This window comes from Microbacterium nymphoidis, from assembly GCF_021044885.1.
In the GTDB taxonomy this organism is placed as follows: domain Bacteria; phylum Actinomycetota; class Actinomycetes; order Actinomycetales; family Microbacteriaceae; genus Microbacterium; species Microbacterium nymphoidis.
The window spans coordinates 688,515-706,795 of record NZ_JAJNOD010000001.1 but is presented as its reverse complement, the minus strand read 5'-3'; the positions used below and the strand labels follow the sequence as shown (position 1 = coordinate 706,795).

The following is an 18,281-nucleotide window of genomic DNA, read 5'->3' as shown; positions in this document are numbered from 1 at the left end:
AGAGATGCCCCGGAGCGCTTCGCGCCCGATCGCCCGGGTGCTGATCGACTCGCCGCTTCCGCAACTGGATCGGCTCTTCGACTACGCCATTCCGGACGAGCTCGTGGAGGCTGCGCGCCCCGGCGTGCGGGTGCGCGTCCCGCTGCGCTCGATGGGCCGCGTCGTCGACGGGTTCATCGTCGAGCTGGATGTGGAGGAAGCTGCCGAGCGTGCGCTCTCGGACCTGGAGGAGGTCGTCTCCGACGCTGTCGTGATGCCGGCGCGGCTGTTCACGCTCGCGCGGCGCGTCGCGGATCGGGCCGCGGGCTCGGTGAGCGACATCCTGCGTCTGGTCGTGCCCAAGCGGCAGGTGCGCGTGGAGAAGGCGTGGCTGGCCCAGCGCGCGGCCGATCCCGGGGCGAACAGGGAGACGCCCTCGCTGTCCCCGGACGCCCGCACGCGGGCGACGCAGGCCCTGAGCGCGTTTCCCGGCCTGGCAGAAGCGTTGCGCGAGCGGCAGCGGATCGTCCTGGATGCCCCCGCCCGTCCTGAGACGGTGGCGGATGGCCAGTCCGTGCCCGCCGGCATGGTGCTCCTCGCCGCGGCCGCCGCGGAAGTCTGGGCCTCCGGGCGCAGCAGTGTGCTGGTGGTGCCGGACTATCGCGATCAGGACGCTCTCGAACTCGCGCTGGCGCAATTCGTCCCTCCCACGGTCGTGGTGCGAGTGGATGCACGCCAGAGCGGTCCGGAGCGCTACCGTGCCTTCCTGAGAACGCTGGACGGCGCACCGTGCATCGTCGTCGGTAATCGTTCGGCGGTGTACGCGCCGGTGGATGCCGGACTCGTCGCGGTGTGGGACGACGGCGACGCTCTGCTCGACGAGCCCCTCGCTCCCTACGTCCACGCGCGGGATGCCGCTCTGGTACGCCAGGAGCTGTTCGGTCATGCCCTCCTGTTCGTGGCCCATTCCCGGTCGGCCGATACCGAACGGCTGGTGGGCCTCGGATACCTTCGCGAGATCGCCGCATCCCGGAGGTACGCGCCCCGCGTCGTCCTGTCATCCACGATCCCGGGGGAGCGGCCCGGTACACGAGTGCCGTCCACCGCTTTCCGCGCCGCTCGTGAGGCGCTGCAGCACGGGCCGGTGCTGGTCCAGGTCGCCCGTCCCGGGTACGCACCGGTGCTGGTGTGCGCGGAGTGCCGCACCGCTGCGCGGTGCACACACTGCTCCGGTCCACTGTTCGCCGCGTCCCGTGGCGCCGCTCCGGTGTGCCGCTGGTGCGGTCGCACCGCGCACGGCTGGCGCTGTGGCAACTGCGACTCCGATCGCGTGCGGCTGGCCTCATCGGGGTCGGAGCGCACCGCGGACGATCTCGGCCGGGCCTTCGCCGACACCCGGGTGATCCTCGCCGACGGCGATCATCCCGTGGAGCGAGTGGATTCCCGTCCCGCACTCGTGGTGGCCACCCGTGGTGCCGAGCCGCGTGCGGACGGCGGGTATGCAGCCGTCCTGCTGCTGGACGGCGATCGTATGTTGATGGCCGATGATCTCCGTATCGCCGAGTCGTGTCTGCGATGGTGGTCGAACGCCGCCGCTCTCGCTGCTCCCGGCGCCCCGGTCCACCTCGTCGGGGTGACGGGGGCCGTCGCACGCGCTCTCGCCACCTGGACACAGCCTGCGTTCGCCCGCGCCGAGGTCGCCGAGCGCCTGCCCCTGCGCATGCCGCCCGCTTCGCGCGTCGCCGTGATCGAGGGGGACCCGTCCGCGGTGGACGACGCGCTGCGCGTTCTTCACGAGGACGTTCCGGCGCTGGCTCCCGATGCGGTGGTCGGACCCGTGCGCGTCGACGAGGACGACACGCCCCGTTCGCGTGCGCTGCTTCGCTTCGAGTACGGTGTCGGGACCGCCGTCGCCGCGTCCTTGCGTGCAAGCGTCGTTAGCGCAGCACTGCGCGGACGGCGAGGTCGCGCCCGCGCCATCCGTGCCACCACTCTCCGAGTGCGACTCGACGTCGCCGATCCCCAACTGTGAGGAGCGCCATGCGCATCGTCTTCGCCGGTACCCCTGAGGCGGCCGTGCCGTCCCTCCGTGCTCTCGCCGCCTCGGATCACGAGGTGGTCCTCGTCGTCACGCGCCCCGACGCGCCGCTCGGGCGCAAGCGCGTGCTCACCCCGTCGCCGGTCGCGGCGGCCGCCGATGAACTGGGGCTTCCAGTCCTGAAGGCGGCGCGTCTGGATGCGGAAGCCACGGCCGCGATCCTCGCGACCGAGGCCGACCTCGGCGTCATCGTCGCCTATGGCGCGCTGGTACGCGAGCCGCTGCTCACCGGGCTCGGGGCCGGGTGGGTGAACCTCCACTTCTCGCTTCTTCCGAAATGGCGGGGGGCCGCACCGGTGCAGCGCGCGCTCATCGCCGGGGACAGCGACCTGGGCTGGGCGGTGTTCCAGCTGGTCGCCGAGCTCGATGCGGGTGCGGTGTACCGGCAGGAGTCGTACACGCCGGAACCCGCGGCCACGGCCGCGGACGTGCTGGCTGCCCTCGCCGAGATCGGCGGAGCGGCTCTGCCGGACATCGTCACCCGGATCGGCGCCGGTGCGACACCGGTCGATCAGGTGGGTGAGCCCAGCTACGCCCACAAGCTCACATTGTCCGACGGCCTGCTGGATCCCGCCGCCGGCTCGGCTGCGGTTCTCGCCCGCTACCGCGGTGTCACCCCCGAGCCCGGCGCCCACGTCCGCATCGAGGGCGCGACGCTCAAGACCTCTCAGCTGGCCATCGCCGACACCGACGCCGCGGTTCCTGCCGGCGTCATCCGGATGGAGGCGAAGCAGGTTCTGCTGGGAACCGCGGATCGGCCGGTCCGGCTGGTTCGCGTGCAGCCGGCGGGAAAGCAAGCCATGGCGGCAGGGGACTGGTGGCGAGGTCTCCGAGTCGACCAGCTCAGCATCGATCCGCTTCCCGCGGCGCCCGAACCTCCTACCGAAGGAATTACCCGATGACCCGCATCTCACCCGCACGACTGGTGGCGTACGACGTGCTGCGCGCCGTCTCGGGATCCGACGCCTACGCGAACCTGCTGCTTCCCACCGCGATCTCCCGCGCTGGGCTATCGGGATCAGACGCGGGCCTCGCCACGGAGCTGACCTACGGAACCCTGCGCCGGCAGGGGACCTATGACGCGGTGATCGAGATCGCCGCCGACCGTGCGATCGGTCGCATCAAGCCCGAGGTCCTGGATGCGCTCCGGCTCGCCGTGCATCAGCTCTTCGCCACGCGCGTGGCCAGCCACGCCGCCGTGAACGAGTCGGTCGAGCTGGCACGATCGGCCGGCGGAGCCAAAGCGGCCGGCTTCGCGAACGCCGTGCTGCGCCGCATCTCCGCGGAGAGCGCCGACACGTGGATCGCGCGCTTGGAGGAGCTGTCACGCAGCGACGACGAACGGCTCGCCGTCACCAGCTCGCACCCGGTGTGGATCCTGCGCGCGATGCGCCGTGCTCTCAAGGCAGAGGGGCGTGAGCAGGAGCTGCCCGATCTCCTCGACGCCGACAACGCCTCGCCAGCGGTGACCCTCTCCGCCCTTCCGGGACTGGCTGATGTCCCGGAGGACGCCGAGCAGACTCCGTATTCGCCGATCGGATTCCGTCACGCGGGCGGTGCGCCCGATCCGGTGGTGCGCGCCTCGGGTGGGCGACTGCGTGTGCAGGACGAGGGATCGCAGCTGGTCGCGCTCGCGCTGACCGGGCTCCCGGACATGCCGGGGGCGAGGGAGCGCTGGCTGGATCTCTGCGCCGGCCCTGGCGGGAAGACCGCCCTCCTCGCCGCGCGGGCCCGGGAGCTCGGGGCGTCTCTCGACGCGAACGAGATCACGCCGGCGCGCGCCGGACTGGTGCGCCAGGCGATCGCGGGTGTGCCGCTGGACGTGGCGGTGCACGAGCAGGATGGTCGCGACTTCGCCGCCGCGCATCCGCAGGTCTACGACCGCATCCTGGTCGACGCTCCGTGCACCGGGCTGGGCGCCCTGCGGCGGCGCCCCGAGGCTCGCTGGCGCAAGTCGCCCACGGATGTCGGCGATCTCGTCGGGCTTCAGACGGAGCTGCTCGACGGCGCGATCGGTGCGCTGAAACCCGGCGGCGTTGTCGCCTATGTGACGTGCTCGCCCCATCTGGCGGAGACGGCCGGCGTCGTCGCGGATGTGCGGCGCATCTGGGGTGACGGCGTGGAGGAGCTCGATGCGCGAGCGGCGCTGCAGCGGGTGTCGCGCGGCGTCCTCGACCTGCCCGTACCGTCCGATGGCTCGGGCCATGCGCAGCTGTGGCCGCACCGGCACGGCACCGACGGCATGTTCCTGGCCCTGCTCCGCCGACGTCCGTGACCGCTGGACATAATGGGAGGGTGACCGACGCGCGCATCAACCCCAGCATCCTGGCCGCCGACTTCGTCAACATGCAGGCAGAGCTCGCTCGCATCGCGACGGCGGACTTCGTGCACGTCGATGTCATGGACAACCATTTCGTCCCGAACCTCACCTTCGGCACGCAGATGGTGGAGCGCATCCAGGCGACCAGCCCGGTGCCGCTGGACGTACACCTGATGATCAGCGATGCCGATCGGTGGGCACCCGCCTATGCCGAACTGGGTGCGGCGAGCGTCACATTCCACGTGGAGGCTGCCAGTGCTCCGGTCACCCTGGCGCGGCGGCTGCGGTCCATCGGCTCGCGGGCGGGGGTGGCCGTCAAGCCGACCACCCCGGTCGAGCCTCTCTTCGACGTGCTGGACGAATTCGATCAGATCCTCGTGATGACCGTGGACCCGGGCTTCGGCGGACAGGCGTTCATGGCAGATCAGATGGGCAAACTCTCCCGGCTCGCGGACGAAGCGCGCCGCCGGGGTTCCGAGGTCTGGCTCCAGGTGGACGGCGGGATCTCGGCGTCCACCATCGAACAGGCCGCTGCCGCCGGTGCCGATACCTTCGTGGCGGGCTCCGCGGTGTTCGGCGCAGACGACCCCGAGAACGCGATCGCGGCCCTGCGCACCGCCGCGGGGCGTCACACGCACGCGCGCACCCGGTAGCCTGGGGGTGTGAAGAGTTTCGACGACCTGTTCGGTGAACTGACCGCGAAGGCCCAGGCGGGAGAGCCCGGTTCGCGCACGGTGGAGCTTCTGAACGGCGGCGTCCATACCATCGGCAAAAAGATCGTCGAGGAAGCAGCGGAGGCCTGGATGGCCGCCGAGTACGAGTCCGACGACGACACTGCGCTCGAGATCTCGCAGCTGCTGTATCACGCGCAGGTCCTGATGATCGCCAAGGGACTCACCCTGGCCGACGTCTACCGCCACCTCTGAACCACCTCCCCTGAAAGCGATCCATGCTTCGCATCGCCGTGCCCAACAAGGGCGCACTGTCCGAGACCGCATCCGCCATGCTCGCCGAGGCCGGGTACGCCGGTCGGCGCGACCCCAAGAGCCTCCACCTGATCGACCCGGACAACGAGGTCGAGTTCTTCTTCCTCCGTCCGCGCGATATCGCCACCTATGTCGGATCCGGCGCGCTGGATGTCGGCATCACGGGTCGCGACCTGCTGCTGGATTCCGGCAGCGAGGCCACCGAGATCCAGGAGCTGGGTTTCGCCCGCTCCACCTTCCGCTTTGCCGCTCGTCCCGGGCGCTTCACCACGCTGGAGGACCTGAACGGCGTGCGCATCGCCAGCGCCTACGCCGGACTGGTGCGCTCCTACCTCGCCGAGAAGGGGATCGACGTCACGGTCGTTCCGCTCGACGGTGCGGTCGAGTCGGCGGTCGAGCTCGGCGTGGCCGATGCCATTGCTGATGTCGTCGAGACCGGGACCACGCTCCGAGCAGCGGGGCTGGAGATCTTCGGCCCGGTGATGCTCGAATCCGAGGCCGTCCTGATCTCTTCGCCTGCCGGCGCCGAGGGCGTGGACACGCTGCTGCGGCGGCTTCGCGGTGTGATGATCGCGCGCCGCTACGTGCTGGTCGACTACGACCTGCCCGCGGGGCTCGTCGATGCGGCCGTCGCGATCGCGCCGGGACGCGAGTCCCCGACGATCTCCCCGCTCCAGGACCCCGCCTGGGTGGCCGTGCGCGTCATGGTGCCCCGAAAGGGCATGAACCTCGTGATGGACAAGCTCTACGCGATCGGCGCGCGCGCCATCCTGGTGAGCGCGATCGAGGCGGCGAGACTCTGATGACCGTCACCACTCGGGTCATTCCCTGTCTGGACGTCGCAGACGGCAAGGTGGTCAAGGGCGTCAACTTCGAGAACCTGCGGGAGATGGGTGACCCGGTTGAACTGGCCGCGCGCTACTTCGAGCAGGGCGCGGACGAGATCACGTTTCTCGATGTGACCGCAACGGTCGACGAGCGCGCCACCACGTACGAGGTGGTTCGTCGCACGGCGGAACAGGTCTTCATCCCGCTCACCGTTGGTGGCGGCATCCGCTCCGCGGAGGACGTGGCTCGCCTGCAGGGCGTGGGCGCCGACAAGATCGGCGTCAACTCCGCCGCGATTGCACGACCGGAGCTGCTCAGCGAGATCGCGGACCGTTTCGGTTCGCAGGTGCTCGTGCTCTCGCTCGACGTCAAGCGCTCCGCATCGACCGCATCGGGCTTCGTCGTGACGACGCACGGTGGCCGCACGGAGACGACGCTGGACGCGCTCGCCTGGGCGCGCGAGGCCATCGAGCGCGGGGCGGGGGAGCTGCTCGTCAACTCCATCGACGCCGACGGCACCCGGGAGGGGTTCGACCTCGAACTGGTCCGCCTGATGCGCGAGCTATCGTCGGTGCCGGTGATCGCCTCGGGCGGTGCGGGCGCCGTGGAGCACTTCGCGCCCGCCGTGCACGCGGGTGCCGACGCCCTGCTGGCGGCAAGCGTGTTCCACACCGGCGCGATGACCGTCGGAGAGGTGAAGGACGCGCTGCGCTCTGAGGGAGTGCTGGTTCGATGAGCGAGCTGTATCCCCAGGTCGCCTTCAACGCGGACGGCCTGGTGCCGGTCATCGTGCAGCAGTACGACACCCGCGAGGTGCTGATGCTCGCGTGGATGAACGAGACCTCACTCCAGCTCACGCTGAGCGAGGGGCGGGCGGTGTACTGGTCCCGGTCGCGGCAGGAGCTGTGGCGCAAGGGCGACACGTCCGGTCACACGCAGTCCGTGCACGCCGTCTCCTACGACTGCGACGGCGACACCTTGCTCATGCTCGTCGATCAGACCGGTGCCGCCTGCCACACCGGTTCACGCACCTGTTTCGACGACCGTTTCCTGCCGCTGAGCGCAGGGGAGTCGTCATGATCGAGCGTGCTCGCTCGCTCTCGGTGCTCGCCATCGTCCTGGGCGGTGGCCTGGGGCTCATCGCGGCGACGCAGACCTGGCTGAACGTCGTCGTCGACGATGGTGCGAATCAGGCGCTGGAGGTGACGGGGTCCGCGGCGCTGCCGCTCCTCACGCCGCTCAGCCTTGCCGCGATGGCACTGGGGGTGGTGCTCTCCCTCGCCGGACGTATCCTGCGCTACGTCTTCGGCGTGATTGCCGTGATCATCGGCGCCGCCCTGCTGGTGCAGACGATTCCGCTCCTGACCGGTGTACCCCTGGCCGCCGTCGCTCCCGCTATCACGGCCGCAACGGGCATCTCGGGCGATGACGCCGTCTCGGCGCTCGTCGGCTCGGTCACGCTGACGGCCTGGCCGATTGTGGCGCTCGTCGCCTGGGTCCTGCTCGTCGTGTCGGGCGTGTTCGTGCTTCTGACCGGTTCCCGCTGGAGGACCGGGAGCTCTCGCTATCGCAGCGGTGCTCCGCAGCACCACGCAGAGGGGCCGCTGGATGCCGTGGACAGCTGGGACGAGCTCAGCCGCGGCGACGACCCCACCTCGTGATCCTCCGCCCCGCGCCGGATTCCAGTTCGCCGGGGCGGACTCGATAGACTGAACCGAACACTCGTTTTCCTGGAGGAGATTTCCATGAGCAACCCCATCGCTGACCCCGGCCACGGACACTCGCCCGCGGCGTGGACCGCAGTGGTGATCATGCTCCTGGCCTTCACGCTGGGAACGATCTTCTTCGCGATGGACATGCCCGTGGGCGTGTACGCGTCGGCCGGTCTGCTGGTGGTCGGGCTGATCGCCGGCTGGGCGATGGCGAAGGCCGGTTACGGCGTGAAGGGCCCGAAGTACGTCGCGAAGCAGCACTGATGGTGCTCGCCGACCTGACGGCCGGCTCCGTGGCGGATGCCCGCACGCGTGAGCTGATCCGCCCGCTCGACCGGGTGCGTCAGGACGCAGCGGATCGTGCTCCGGCGCTCGACGTGCAGGCTGCGCTGGCGCCCGCGAAGGGCGTCAAGATCATCGCCGAGGTGAAGCGCGCTTCGCCATCACGCGGCCACCTGGCGGAGATCCCGGATCCCGCACATCAGGCCGCACTCTACGAGCAGGGCGGTGCCTCGGCGATCAGTGTGCTGACCGAGGAGCGCAAGTTCCGTGGCAGTCTCGCCGACCTCGAGGCGGTTCGCACCCGGGTCACGCTCCCGGTGCTGCGCAAGGACTTCATCGCCACCGACTACCAGGTGTATGAGGCACGCGCCGCCGGCGCCGACCTCGTGCTGCTCATCGTGGCGGCCCTCGATGATGACACCCTGCGCCACCTGTACGAGCTGATCCTCTCGCTGGGGATGACACCGCTCGTGGAGACGCACTCCGCTGAGGAGGTGGAGCGAGCCCTGGCCCTCGGCGCGAAGCTGATCGGCGTGAACGCCCGCAACCTGTCCACGTTCGAACTGGATCGAGACCTGTTCGGCTCGCTGGTGCACATGTTCCCCGCCGATGTGATCAAGATTGCCGAGTCCGCCGTTCTCTCACCCGAGGACGTGCGCCACTACCGCTCCGCCGGCGCCGATGTGGTGCTCATCGGAGAAGCCCTCGTCACCGGTGACCCGGTGGCAACCCTCACCCAGTACCTCCAGGCCGGTGCGTTCGTCGCATCGGCAGACGGGAGTCCGACACCGTGAGCCTGCGCGATCAGCACGGTCCGTTCTTCGGCGACTTCGGGGGCCGGTACATGCCGGAGTCCCTGATCGCCGCAATCGATGAGCTCACCGGGGTGTGGGAGTCCGCGATGGCGGACGAAGCCTTCTGGGCGCGGTATCGCGAACTGCTCACGAGCTACGCGGGTCGTCCGTCGCCGATCACCGAGGTTCCGCGCTTCGCGGAGCACGCCGGGGGTGCGCGGATCTTCCTGAAGCGCGAGGATCTCAACCACACCGGATCCCACAAGATCAACAACGTCATCGGTCAGGCGCTGCTCACCCAGCGGCTCGGCAAGACCCGCGTGATCGCGGAGACCGGAGCGGGCCAGCACGGCGTCGCCACGGCGACGGCGGCCGCACTGTTCGGCTTCGACTGCACCATCTACATGGGCGAGGTGGACACCGAGCGACAGGCGCTCAACGTCGCACGCATGCGCCTGCTGGGCGCCGAGGTCATCCCCGTGAAGACCGGGTCACGGACACTGAAGGACGCCATCAACGAGGCCTACCGCGACTGGGTCGCGAGCGTGGAGAACACCAACTACATCTTCGGCACGGCAGCGGGGCCGCACCCGTTCCCGGCGCTCGTGCGGGATTTCCAGAAGGTGATCTCCGAGGAGGCCCGTGACCAGCTGCTGACGCAGGTCGGACGCCTTCCGGATGCGGTCGTCGCCGCGGTCGGCGGGGGTTCGAACGCCATCGGGATGTTCGACGCTTTCCTCGATGACGCGTCCGTCAAGCTCTACGGCGTGGAGGCGGCCGGTGACGGCGTCGACACCGACAAGCACGCCGCTTCGATCGAACGGGGCCGTCCCGGAGTCCTCCACGGCGCGAGGACCTTCGTGCTGCAGGATGAGGACGGTCAGACCGTCGAATCGCACTCCATCTCCGCGGGGCTCGACTACCCGGGCGTCGGTCCGGAGCACTCGTGGCTCGCGTCCATCGGACGCGCCGAGTACATTCCCGCCACGGATGACGAGGCGATGCAGGCGCTGCGTCTGCTCAGTCGCACCGAGGGCATCATCCCGGCGATCGAGTCCGCGCACGCGCTGGCCGGAGCGATCCGGCTCGGCAAGGAGCTGGGACCGGACGCCCTGATCGCGGTGTGCCTCTCGGGACGTGGCGATAAGGACATGGACACGGCGGCCCGGTACTTCGGGCTGTACGACGACGCTGCGGGGGAGCAGGAATGAGCCGCGTCGAAGACGCCATCGCACGTGCCGAGGCCGAGGGGCGCGGCGCGCTGATCGGGTACCTCCCCGTCGGATTCCCCGACATCGAGACCAGTGTGGAAGCCGCGGTGGCGCTCGCCGAGAACGGTGCCGACATCCTGGAGCTCGGACCGCCCTACTCGGATCCGGTCATGGACGGCATCGTCATCCAGGAGGCCACCCAGCAGGTACTGGCCGCCGGGTTCCGGCTCGCGCAGCTGTTCCCGATCATCCGCGCGATCGCCGATCGTGTCGACGTGCCCATCCTGGTGATGACGTACTGGAACCCCGTGCTGCAGTACGGCGTCGACCGGTATGCCGACGACCTGCTGGCCGCCGGCGGTGCGGGTCTCATCACCCCGGACATCACTCCGGAGGCTGCGGGCGAGTGGATCGCCGCCTCGGAGCGCACGGGGCTGGATCGCGTCTTCCTCGCCGCGCCGACCAGCACCGATGAGCGACTGCGCATGGTGATTGAGAAGTCGACCGGCTTCGTCTACACCGTCTCGACGATGGGCACCACCGGTGAGCGGGCGTCGCTGGATTCGGCGGCGCGCACCCTGGTGGCTCGCCTGCGTGAGCAGGGTGCACGTCGCGCGTGTGTCGGTATCGGCATCTCCAATGCCCAGCACGTGGCAGGAGTGCTGGAGTACGCCGACGGCGCGATCGTCGGCACGGCGCTCGTACGCGCGCTGCGCGACGGCGGGGTGGACGCTCTCGCTGCGGAGGCACGGGCGCTGTCTGCGGGCACTCGCCGCTGATCGCCGGCCGGGTGGCGGGCACGCTGCGCCACGGCGTCGTCGTCGTGCGCTCTGGTTGCGTATGCCCTCTCGTTGTGCGCGCCCACGGACTGGGCGGGCGCGCGTTCTGCCCATGCGTTTCGTCGCGGTGACGGGGGAGCGGCCCGGGGCATCGTAGACTCGTAACCATGCTGCTTTCCGCCCTGGCCCTGCCCGCGAGCATTCCGAGCCCGGAGATCAACTCGTTCGACTTCACGCTGTTCGGGTTGCCGTTCTCGATCAAGTTCTACGCGTTGTTCATCATCCTGGGCATCGTGATCGCGACGTTCGCAGCCAACCGCACGCTGACCCAGCGTGGCGCGGAGCGCTGGGTGATCGTGGACGTGCTGCTGGTCACCGTTCCGATCTCGATCATCTGCGCGCGGCTGTTCCACGTCTTCACACACTTCGGCTTCTACTTCAACGCCGGACGCGAGTGGTGGAACCCGTTCGTCAAGGACGCGATCTGGAACATCTGGGACGGCGGCATCGCGATCTACGGTGCCCTGATCGGCGGCGCGATCGGCGCCTGGCTCGGCTGCAAGTGGACGGGCCTGCGGTTCTGGACCTTCGCGGACGCCATCGCGCCGTGGATGCTGCTTGCACAGGCGATCGGGCGCCTGGGCAACTACTTCAACCACGAGCTGTTCGGCCTTCCCACCGACCTCCCGTGGGGCCTGGACATCCCGCGTCCGAACTCGGCCATTCCGGTGGGCCTCAGCGACGACACGCTGTTTCACCCGACGTTCCTGTACGAGATCATCTGGAACGTGATCGGCGTGGTCGTGCTCCTCATGCTGCGCAAGAAGATCGCCATGCAGTGGGGCCGCCTGTTCGCCGTGTACCTCATCTGGTACTCCGCCGGCCGCGTGGTGTGGGAGTCGATCCGCATCGACCCGAGCGACATCATCCTGGGCCTGCGCACCAACGTGTGGTCGGCCATCCTCGGCATCGTGGTCGGTCTGGTCATCCTGATCGTGCAGTCGCGCCACACGGGCCAGGAGCCCTCGCCCTACGTTGTCGGCCGTGGCCCGCAGAATGCTGTAGGCTCGTCCGCAGCCACCCCGGAATACGTCGACGTGAGCGAGCCACCCGCACAGTCCACGGACGATTCCGAAGCCGCCACGAGCGGAACGCCCGCCGCAACCACGCCGGTTGCCGGCGCCTGATACCCTCCTCGCGGGCCGACGTCGTCCCACGAACCCCTTGAGAGAAACCGGGGACGACGCCATGTCATCGACCCTTCCCACCGGCCTAGCCGGCTTCCCCGCCCAGCAGGGCCTGTACAACCCGCGCTTCGAGAAGGACGCGTGCGGCCTCGCCATGGTCGCGACCCTTCGCGGTGAGGCGGGCCATGACATCGTGAGTCTGGCCCTGGAGGCGCTGCGCAACCTGGAGCACCGCGGTGCGATCGGCTCCGACGCCGGAACCGGCGACGGCGCGGGCATCCTGACCCAGATGCCCGACGCGTTCTTCCGAGCCGTCGTCGACTTCGACCTCCCGGCGGCCGGCGAGTACGTCGCCGGCGCTGCGTTCCTGCCCCTGGAGGAGGAGCCGCGCCTGGCGCAGAAGTCCGCCATCGAGGAGATCGCCCGTTCCGAGGGCCTCGAGGTGCTGGGCTGGCGTGTCGTCCCGACCGCCCCGGAGAACCTCGGCAAGCTCGCCTACAACGCCCGCCCGCAGGTGGAGCAGCTGTTCCTGTCGCGCCCGGCCATCGGTGGCGCTCCGGCTGAGAGCCGCCTGGGACTCGACCGTCTCGCCTACCGCCTCCGCACACGCGCCCGCACCGAGCAGGGCGCGTATTTTGTTTCCCTGAGCTCGCGCACCATCGGCTACAAGGGCATGGTCACCACGCTCCAGCTGGAGCCGTTCTATCCGGACCTCCAGGACGAGCGCTTCGCCTCGAAGCTGGCCGTGGTGCACTCGCGCTATTCCACGAACACCTTCCCGTCGTGGCCGCTCGCGCAGCCGCTGCGCATGCTCGCGCACAACGGTGAAATCAACACCGTCGGCGGCAACCGCAACTGGATGCGCGCCCGCCAGTCCCAGCTCGAGTCCGAACTGCTGGGCGACATGGCGCCACTGCTGCCGGTGTGCACCGACGGCGTGAGCGACTCCGCCTCGTTCGACGAGGTGCTGGAGCTGCTGACCCTCACGGGCCGCAGTCTGCCGCACGCGATCATGATGATGGTCCCGGAGGCGTACGAGAAGCAGTCCGACATCGATCCGAAGCTGCGGGCGTTCTACGAGTACCACGCCATGCAGATGGAGCCGTGGGACGGCCCGGCCGCGCTGCTGTTCACCGACGGCACACAGGTTGGCGCCACGCTCGATCGCAACGGACTGCGTCCGGGGCGCTGGACGGAGACCCGCGACGGTCTCGTCGTGATCGGCTCGGAGACCGGCGTGCTGGAGTTCGAGCCGGAGCGCATCAAGCGTCGCGGCCGCCTGCAGCCGGGGCGCATGTTCCTGGTCGACACCGAGCAGCGTCGCATCATCAGCGACGACGAGGTGAAGACGGAGCTGGCGAACCTGGAGCCGTGGGAGGAGTGGCTGACCGGTGCCGTACGCCTGGCGGACCTTCCGGACCGCGAGCACATCGTGCACCCCGTCGCCTCGATCACGCGTCGTCAGCGCACCTTCGGCTACACGGAGGAAGAGGTCACCAAGATCCTCGCGCCGATGGGGCGCACCGGAGCGGAGCCGCTGGGCGCCATGGGCTCCGACACCCCCATCGCGGTGCTGAGCGATCGTCCGCGTCTGCTGTTCGACTACTTCACGCAGCAGTTCGCCCAGGTGACCAACCCGCCCCTGGACTCCATCCGCGAGTCCGTGGTGACGAGCCTGCGCATCGGCATCGGGCCGGAGAAGAACCTGCTCTCGTGGGGCCCGGAGCACGCCCGCAGCGTGACCCTGGACTTCCCGGTGATCGACAACGACGAGCTGGCGAAGATCCAGCACATCGCCAAGGCCCTGCCCGGTCGCTCGTCGGCCACCATCCGCGGCCTGTACCACTTCGACGCCGGCCCCGGCACGCTCGCGAAGCGGATCGAGGAGATCTACGACGAGGTGGACGCGGCGATCGCATCGGGTGCGGAGTTCCTCATCCTGTCGGATCGCGACAGCGACAAGGACCTCGTTCCGATCCCCTCGCTGCTGCTCACCAGCGCGGTACACCACCACCTGATCCGCCGCGAGACGCGTATGCGCGTGGGTCTGATCGTCGAAGCGGGCGACGTGCGCGAGGTGCACCATGTCGCGACGCTCATCGGGTACGGCGCCTCCGCGGTGAACCCGTATCTGGCGATGGAGACGGTCGAGCACCTGGTGCGCACCGGTTTCATCGAGGGCGTCACCGAGCACGAGGCCGTGCACAACCTGATCCACGCGCTCGGCAAGGGCGTGCTGAAGATCATGTCGAAGATGGGCATCTCGACGGTGCGCTCCTACGCGGGTGCGCAGGTGTTCGAGGCCATCGGGCTGTCTCAGGAGGTGATCGACGCGTACTTCCGGGGCACCGAATCCAAGCTCGGGGGCGTCGACATCGAGGTCATCGAGGCCGAGAACCAGCAGCGCCACGACTTCGCCTATCCGAAGGACGAGGCGGCGCGCGTGCACGAGCGGCTGTGGACCGGCGGCGAGTACCAGTGGCGCCGCAACGGCCCGCCGCACCTCTTCAACCCCGACACCGTCTTCCGTCTGCAGCACTCGACCCGCACGCGCCGGTACGACATCTTCCGCGAGTACACGAAGGCGGTGGACGACCAGGCCGCCGAACTGAAGACCCTGCGCGGCATGCTCGGCCTGCGGTTCGGCGTGCGCCCGCCGGTGCCGCTGTCCGAAGTGGAGCCGGTCTCCTCGATCGTGAAGCGGTTCTCGACGGGCGCGATGAGCTACGGCTCCATCTCCCGCGAAGCACACGAGACGCTGGCCATCGCGATGAACAGCATCGGCGGCAAGTCCAACACGGGCGAGGGCGGCGAGGATGTGGAGCGTCTGCTCGATCCGGCGCGCCGCAGCGCCATCAAGCAGGTCGCGAGCGGCCGCTTCGGTGTGACGAGCCTGTACCTCACCGAGGCGGATGACATCCAGATCAAGCTGGCACAGGGGGCCAAGCCCGGCGAAGGCGGCCAGCTGCCGCCGGAGAAGGTGTACCCGTGGGTCGCACGCACGCGTGGCGGCACGCCGGGTGTCGGCCTCATCTCCCCACCGCCGCATCACGACATCTACTCGATCGAAGACCTCAAGCAGCTGATCTTCGACCTGAAGCGGGCCAACCCGTCAGCGCGGATCCACACCAAGCTGGTGTCGCAGTCCGGCATCGGCGCAGTGGCGGCCGGTGTGGCCAAGGCGCTGTCCGATGTCGTGCTTGTATCCGGACACGACGGCGGTACGGGTGCGAGCCCGGTGAACTCGCTGAAGCACGCGGGAACGCCGTGGGAGCTGGGACTCGCGGAGACGCAGCAGACCCTGATGCTCAACGACATGCGCGACCGCGTGGTGGTGCAGGTCGACGGCCAGCTGAAGACCGGGCGAGACGTCATCATCGGCATGCTGCTGGGCGCCGAGGAGTTCGGCTTCGCCACGGCGCCCCTGGTCGTCAGCGGCTGCATCATGATGCGCGTGTGCCACCTCGACACCTGCCCGGTCGGCGTCGCGACTCAGAACCCGGTGCTGCGCGAGCGCTTCACGGGCAAGGCGGAGTACGTCGTGAACTTCATGGAGTTCATCGCCGAGGAGGTGCGTGAATACCTCGCCAAGCTCGGTTTCCGTTCCATCGACGAGGCCGTCGGCCACGCCGAGCTGCTCGACGTGGAGAACGCTGTTCGCCACTGGAAGACGCAGGGGCTGGATCTCACCCCGATCCTGGCAGGTCCCGACCTGCCGGCAGACGCGCCGCGCAAGCACGGGCGTGAGCAGGACCACGAGCTGGAGAAGCACTTCGACGTCGAGCTGATCAACCGCTCGCGCTCGGTGATCGCCGACGGCGGGACGATCACCATCGACCTGCCCATCCGTAACACCGAGCGGGCGGTGGGGACGATGCTCGGGCATCAGGTGACGAAGGCGCGCGGGCAGTACGGCCTGCCCGCCGACTCCATCACCGTGAATCTGCAGGGTTCCGCCGGTCAGTCGCTGGGCGCGTTCCTGCCCTCCGGCATCACGCTCAACCTCGTCGGCGACGCGAACGACTACGTCGGCAAGGGCCTGTCGGGCGGTATCGTCACCGTGCAGCCGCCCGCGGCGGTGCGCTTCGACGCCTCCCGCAACGTCATCGCGGGTAACGTCATCGGCTACGGCGCGACCTCAGGTGAGCTGTACCTGCGCGGCGTCGTGGGGGAGCGGTTCCTGGTGCGAAACTCCGGTGCCACGGCGGTCGTCGAAGGCGTGGGAGACCACGCTCTGGAGTACATGACCGGTGGTCTCGCCGTGATCCTCGGCGCGACCGGCCGCAACTTCGGTGCCGGCATGAGCGGTGGAACGGCCTACGTCTACCGCCTTCGCCGCGAGCTGGTGAACCAGGATGCATTGCGCAGCGGCGAGCTGCGCGTGGAGTCGCTGGGCGCTGCAGACGAAGAGATCCTGCGAGACCTCCTCAGTCAGCACGTCGAGCGCACCGGGTCCACCCGTGCGGCCTCGCTGCTGGCCAACTTCCACGACGAGGCGCCGCAGTTCGCCCGCGTGGTGCCGCGCGACTACGCGGCCGTTCTCAAGACCCGCCAGGATGCGGAGGCCGCGGGACTCGACCCCGACGGCGATGTCGTCTGGCACCAGATTCTGGAGGTGACCCGTGGCTGACCCCCAGGGATTCCTGAAGACCACGCAGCGCGAGCTGCCCCGCCGCCGCCCGGTCCCGGTGCGCATCATGGACTGGCGGGAGGTGTACGAACCCGGCGACACTGCGGTCGTGCGCCGCCAGGCCGGCCGCTGCATGGACTGCGGTGTGCCGTTCTGCCACCAGGGCTGCCCGCTGGGCAACCTCATCCCGGAGTGGAACGACCTGACCTGGCGCGGCGAGGGCCGTGCCGCGATCGACCGGCTGCACGCCACCAACAACTTCCCGGAGTTCACCGGGCGGCTGTGCCCGGCCCCGTGCGAGAGCGCGTGCGTGCTGGGGATCAACCAGCCCGCGGTCACGATCAAGTCCATCGAGCAGACCATCATCGACGAGGCCTTCGGCAACGGCTGGGTGCAGCCACAGCCGCCGGGACGTATCACGGGCAAGACAGTCGCCGTCGTCGGTTCGGGACCCGCGGGGCTCGCCGCAGCCCAGCAGCTCACCCGCGCCGGGCACACGGTGGCGGTGTTCGAGCGCGACGACCGCATCGGCGGGCTGCTGCGCTACGGGATCCCGGACTTCAAGATGGAGAAGCACCACTTGGAGACCCGGCTGCGCCAGATGCAGGACGAGGGCACCCGCTTCCGGGCCGGTGTGGAGATCGGCCGAGACATCACGTGGTCGGATCTGCAGGACCGCTACGATGCGATCGTCGTCGCCACGGGTTCCACCGTGCCGCGCGATCTCGCCATCCCGGGACGTGACCTCGCCGGCGTGCACTTCGCCATGGACTACCTCGTGCAGTCGAACAAGGTGGTCGCGGGTGACACGGTGGCCAACCAGATCAGCGCCGAGGGCAAGCACGTCGTCGTGATCGGCGGTGGCGACACCGGTGCGGACTGCATCGGCACCGCGCACCGTCAGGGAGCCCTGAGCGTCACGAACCTCGCGATCGGACGCCAGCCCGGTTCGGAGCGCCCCGAGCACCAGCCGTGGCCCATGGACCCCACTGTCTTCGAGGTCTCCTCGGCCCACGAGGAGGGCGGTGAGCGGGTCTTCCTCGCCTCCACCGTCGAGTTCCTCTCCAACGAGGCCGGCGAGGTGCGCGCCCTGCGTGTCGCTGAGACCGAGTTCGTGGACGGCCGCCGTGTGCCCAAGAATGGGACTGAGCGGGAGATCCCCGCCGACCTCGTGCTGATCGCGATGGGCTTCACCGGGCCCGAGCGCTCCGGCATCGACGCGCAGCTGAACGCGGTCTTCACGGAGCGAGGCTCCCTCGCCCGCGAGGACGACTACAGCACCACCACGCCCGGGGTGTTCGTGGCCGGTGATGCCGGTCGGGGTCAGTCCCTGATCGTGTGGGCGATCGCCGAAGGGCGCGCCGCGGCAGCAGCCGTGGATGCGTACCTGATGGGAACGACCACGCTCGCCGCGCCCGTCCGGGCCAGCGAAGTCGCCATCGGCCTGCCATCCGCGTAGGCTGGCAGCGGCCATC

General features: G+C 69.4%; 16 protein-coding genes. All 16 read left to right on the top strand.

Annotated features, from left to right (window positions below):
* Positions 1–4 precede the first annotated feature (4 nt).
* The 16 genes from LQ566_RS03430 (at position 5) to LQ566_RS03355 (ending at position 18,265) form a co-directional block, all read left to right on the top strand.
* Positions 5–2,011: a primosomal protein N' family DNA-binding protein gene (locus LQ566_RS03430; RefSeq protein WP_231090193.1), complete on the top strand. Its 2,007-nt coding sequence runs from the start codon at positions 5–7 to the stop codon at positions 2,009–2,011.
* Positions 2,012–2,019: 8 nt separating this feature from the next.
* Positions 2,020–2,979 carry a methionyl-tRNA formyltransferase gene (locus LQ566_RS03425; RefSeq protein WP_231090192.1) on the top strand — a complete coding sequence of 320 codons (960 nt, stop codon included), beginning with the start codon at positions 2,020–2,022 and terminating at the stop codon, positions 2,977–2,979.
* Positions 2,976–4,352 (top strand): RsmB/NOP family class I SAM-dependent RNA methyltransferase, encoded by a 1,377-nt coding sequence (locus LQ566_RS03420; RefSeq protein WP_231090191.1) that lies wholly within the window; start codon positions 2,976–2,978, stop codon positions 4,350–4,352. Before LQ566_RS03425 ends, LQ566_RS03420 begins: the two co-directional genes overlap by 4 nt.
* A gap of 20 nt (positions 4,353–4,372) precedes the next feature.
* Positions 4,373–5,050, top strand: a complete 678-nt coding sequence (gene rpe, locus LQ566_RS03415) for a ribulose-phosphate 3-epimerase (protein ID WP_308070504.1) — start codon at positions 4,373–4,375, stop codon at positions 5,048–5,050.
* Positions 5,051–5,059: 9 nt separating this feature from the next.
* On the top strand, positions 5,060–5,323 hold the full coding sequence (locus tag LQ566_RS03410) for a phosphoribosyl-ATP diphosphatase (RefSeq protein ID WP_231090190.1): 264 nt from the start codon (positions 5,060–5,062) through the stop codon (positions 5,321–5,323).
* A 23-nt stretch (positions 5,324–5,346) separates the two neighbouring features.
* Positions 5,347–6,186, top strand: a complete 840-nt coding sequence (gene hisG / locus LQ566_RS03405; RefSeq protein ID WP_231090189.1) for an ATP phosphoribosyltransferase — start codon at positions 5,347–5,349, stop codon at positions 6,184–6,186.
* On the top strand, positions 6,186–6,947 hold the full coding sequence (hisF, locus tag LQ566_RS03400) for an imidazole glycerol phosphate synthase subunit HisF (RefSeq protein WP_231090188.1): 762 nt from the start codon (positions 6,186–6,188) through the stop codon (positions 6,945–6,947). The genes hisG and hisF overlap by 1 nt, the downstream gene beginning before the upstream one ends.
* Positions 6,944–7,291: a phosphoribosyl-AMP cyclohydrolase gene (gene hisI / locus LQ566_RS03395; RefSeq protein ID WP_231090187.1), complete on the top strand. Its 348-nt coding sequence runs from the start codon at positions 6,944–6,946 to the stop codon at positions 7,289–7,291. The genes hisF and hisI overlap by 4 nt, the downstream gene beginning before the upstream one ends.
* A complete protein-coding gene (locus tag LQ566_RS03390; RefSeq protein ID WP_231090186.1) occupies positions 7,288–7,872 on the top strand; it encodes a Trp biosynthesis-associated membrane protein in 585 nt (194 codons plus the stop codon). The genes hisI and LQ566_RS03390 overlap by 4 nt, the downstream gene beginning before the upstream one ends.
* A gap of 84 nt (positions 7,873–7,956) precedes the next feature.
* Positions 7,957–8,187: a DUF6704 family protein gene (locus LQ566_RS03385; protein WP_231090185.1), complete on the top strand. Its 231-nt coding sequence runs from the start codon at positions 7,957–7,959 to the stop codon at positions 8,185–8,187.
* Between the two features lie 2 nt (positions 8,188–8,189).
* The gene (trpC, locus tag LQ566_RS03380; RefSeq protein ID WP_231091363.1) at positions 8,190–8,999 is read left to right on the top strand and encodes an indole-3-glycerol phosphate synthase TrpC; all 810 of its coding nucleotides are present in this window, start codon (positions 8,190–8,192) and stop codon (positions 8,997–8,999) included.
* Positions 8,996–10,210 (top strand): tryptophan synthase subunit beta, encoded by a 1,215-nt coding sequence (trpB, locus tag LQ566_RS03375; RefSeq protein ID WP_231090184.1) that lies wholly within the window; start codon positions 8,996–8,998, stop codon positions 10,208–10,210. The genes trpC and trpB overlap by 4 nt, the downstream gene beginning before the upstream one ends.
* Entirely contained in the window at positions 10,207–10,989 is a 783-nt protein-coding gene (gene trpA / locus LQ566_RS03370; RefSeq protein WP_231090183.1) for a tryptophan synthase subunit alpha, read from the top strand. The genes trpB and trpA overlap by 4 nt, the downstream gene beginning before the upstream one ends.
* Before the next feature lie 167 nt (positions 10,990–11,156).
* Complete coding sequence (gene lgt / locus LQ566_RS03365) at positions 11,157–12,176, top strand: prolipoprotein diacylglyceryl transferase (protein ID WP_231090182.1); 1,020 nt, start codon at positions 11,157–11,159, stop codon at positions 12,174–12,176.
* Positions 12,177–12,237: 61 nt separating this feature from the next.
* Complete coding sequence (gene gltB, locus LQ566_RS03360) at positions 12,238–16,806, top strand: glutamate synthase large subunit (protein ID WP_231090181.1); 4,569 nt, start codon at positions 12,238–12,240, stop codon at positions 16,804–16,806.
* Positions 16,799–18,265 carry a glutamate synthase subunit beta gene (locus LQ566_RS03355; RefSeq protein WP_231090180.1) on the top strand — a complete coding sequence of 489 codons (1,467 nt, stop codon included), beginning with the start codon at positions 16,799–16,801 and terminating at the stop codon, positions 18,263–18,265. The genes gltB and LQ566_RS03355 overlap by 8 nt, the downstream gene beginning before the upstream one ends.
* Positions 18,266–18,281: the final 16 nt, after the last annotated feature.

Coding starts and splice junctions, on each gene's coding strand:
- LQ566_RS03430 (WP_231090193.1), top strand. CDS start 5: ATGCCCCGGAGCGCTTCGCGCCCGATCGCCCGGGTGCTGATCGACTCG.
- LQ566_RS03425 (WP_231090192.1), top strand. CDS start 2,020: ATGCGCATCGTCTTCGCCGGTACCCCTGAGGCGGCCGTGCCGTCCCTC.
- LQ566_RS03420 (WP_231090191.1), top strand. CDS start 2,976: ATGACCCGCATCTCACCCGCACGACTGGTGGCGTACGACGTGCTGCGC.
- hisG (WP_231090189.1), top strand. CDS start 5,347: ATGCTTCGCATCGCCGTGCCCAACAAGGGCGCACTGTCCGAGACCGCA.
- hisF (WP_231090188.1), top strand. CDS start 6,186: ATGACCGTCACCACTCGGGTCATTCCCTGTCTGGACGTCGCAGACGGC.
- hisI (WP_231090187.1), top strand. CDS start 6,944: ATGAGCGAGCTGTATCCCCAGGTCGCCTTCAACGCGGACGGCCTGGTG.
- LQ566_RS03390 (WP_231090186.1), top strand. CDS start 7,288: ATGATCGAGCGTGCTCGCTCGCTCTCGGTGCTCGCCATCGTCCTGGGC.
- LQ566_RS03385 (WP_231090185.1), top strand. CDS start 7,957: ATGAGCAACCCCATCGCTGACCCCGGCCACGGACACTCGCCCGCGGCG.
- trpA (WP_231090183.1), top strand. CDS start 10,207: ATGAGCCGCGTCGAAGACGCCATCGCACGTGCCGAGGCCGAGGGGCGC.
- lgt (WP_231090182.1), top strand. CDS start 11,157: ATGCTGCTTTCCGCCCTGGCCCTGCCCGCGAGCATTCCGAGCCCGGAG.
- gltB (WP_231090181.1), top strand. CDS start 12,238: ATGTCATCGACCCTTCCCACCGGCCTAGCCGGCTTCCCCGCCCAGCAG.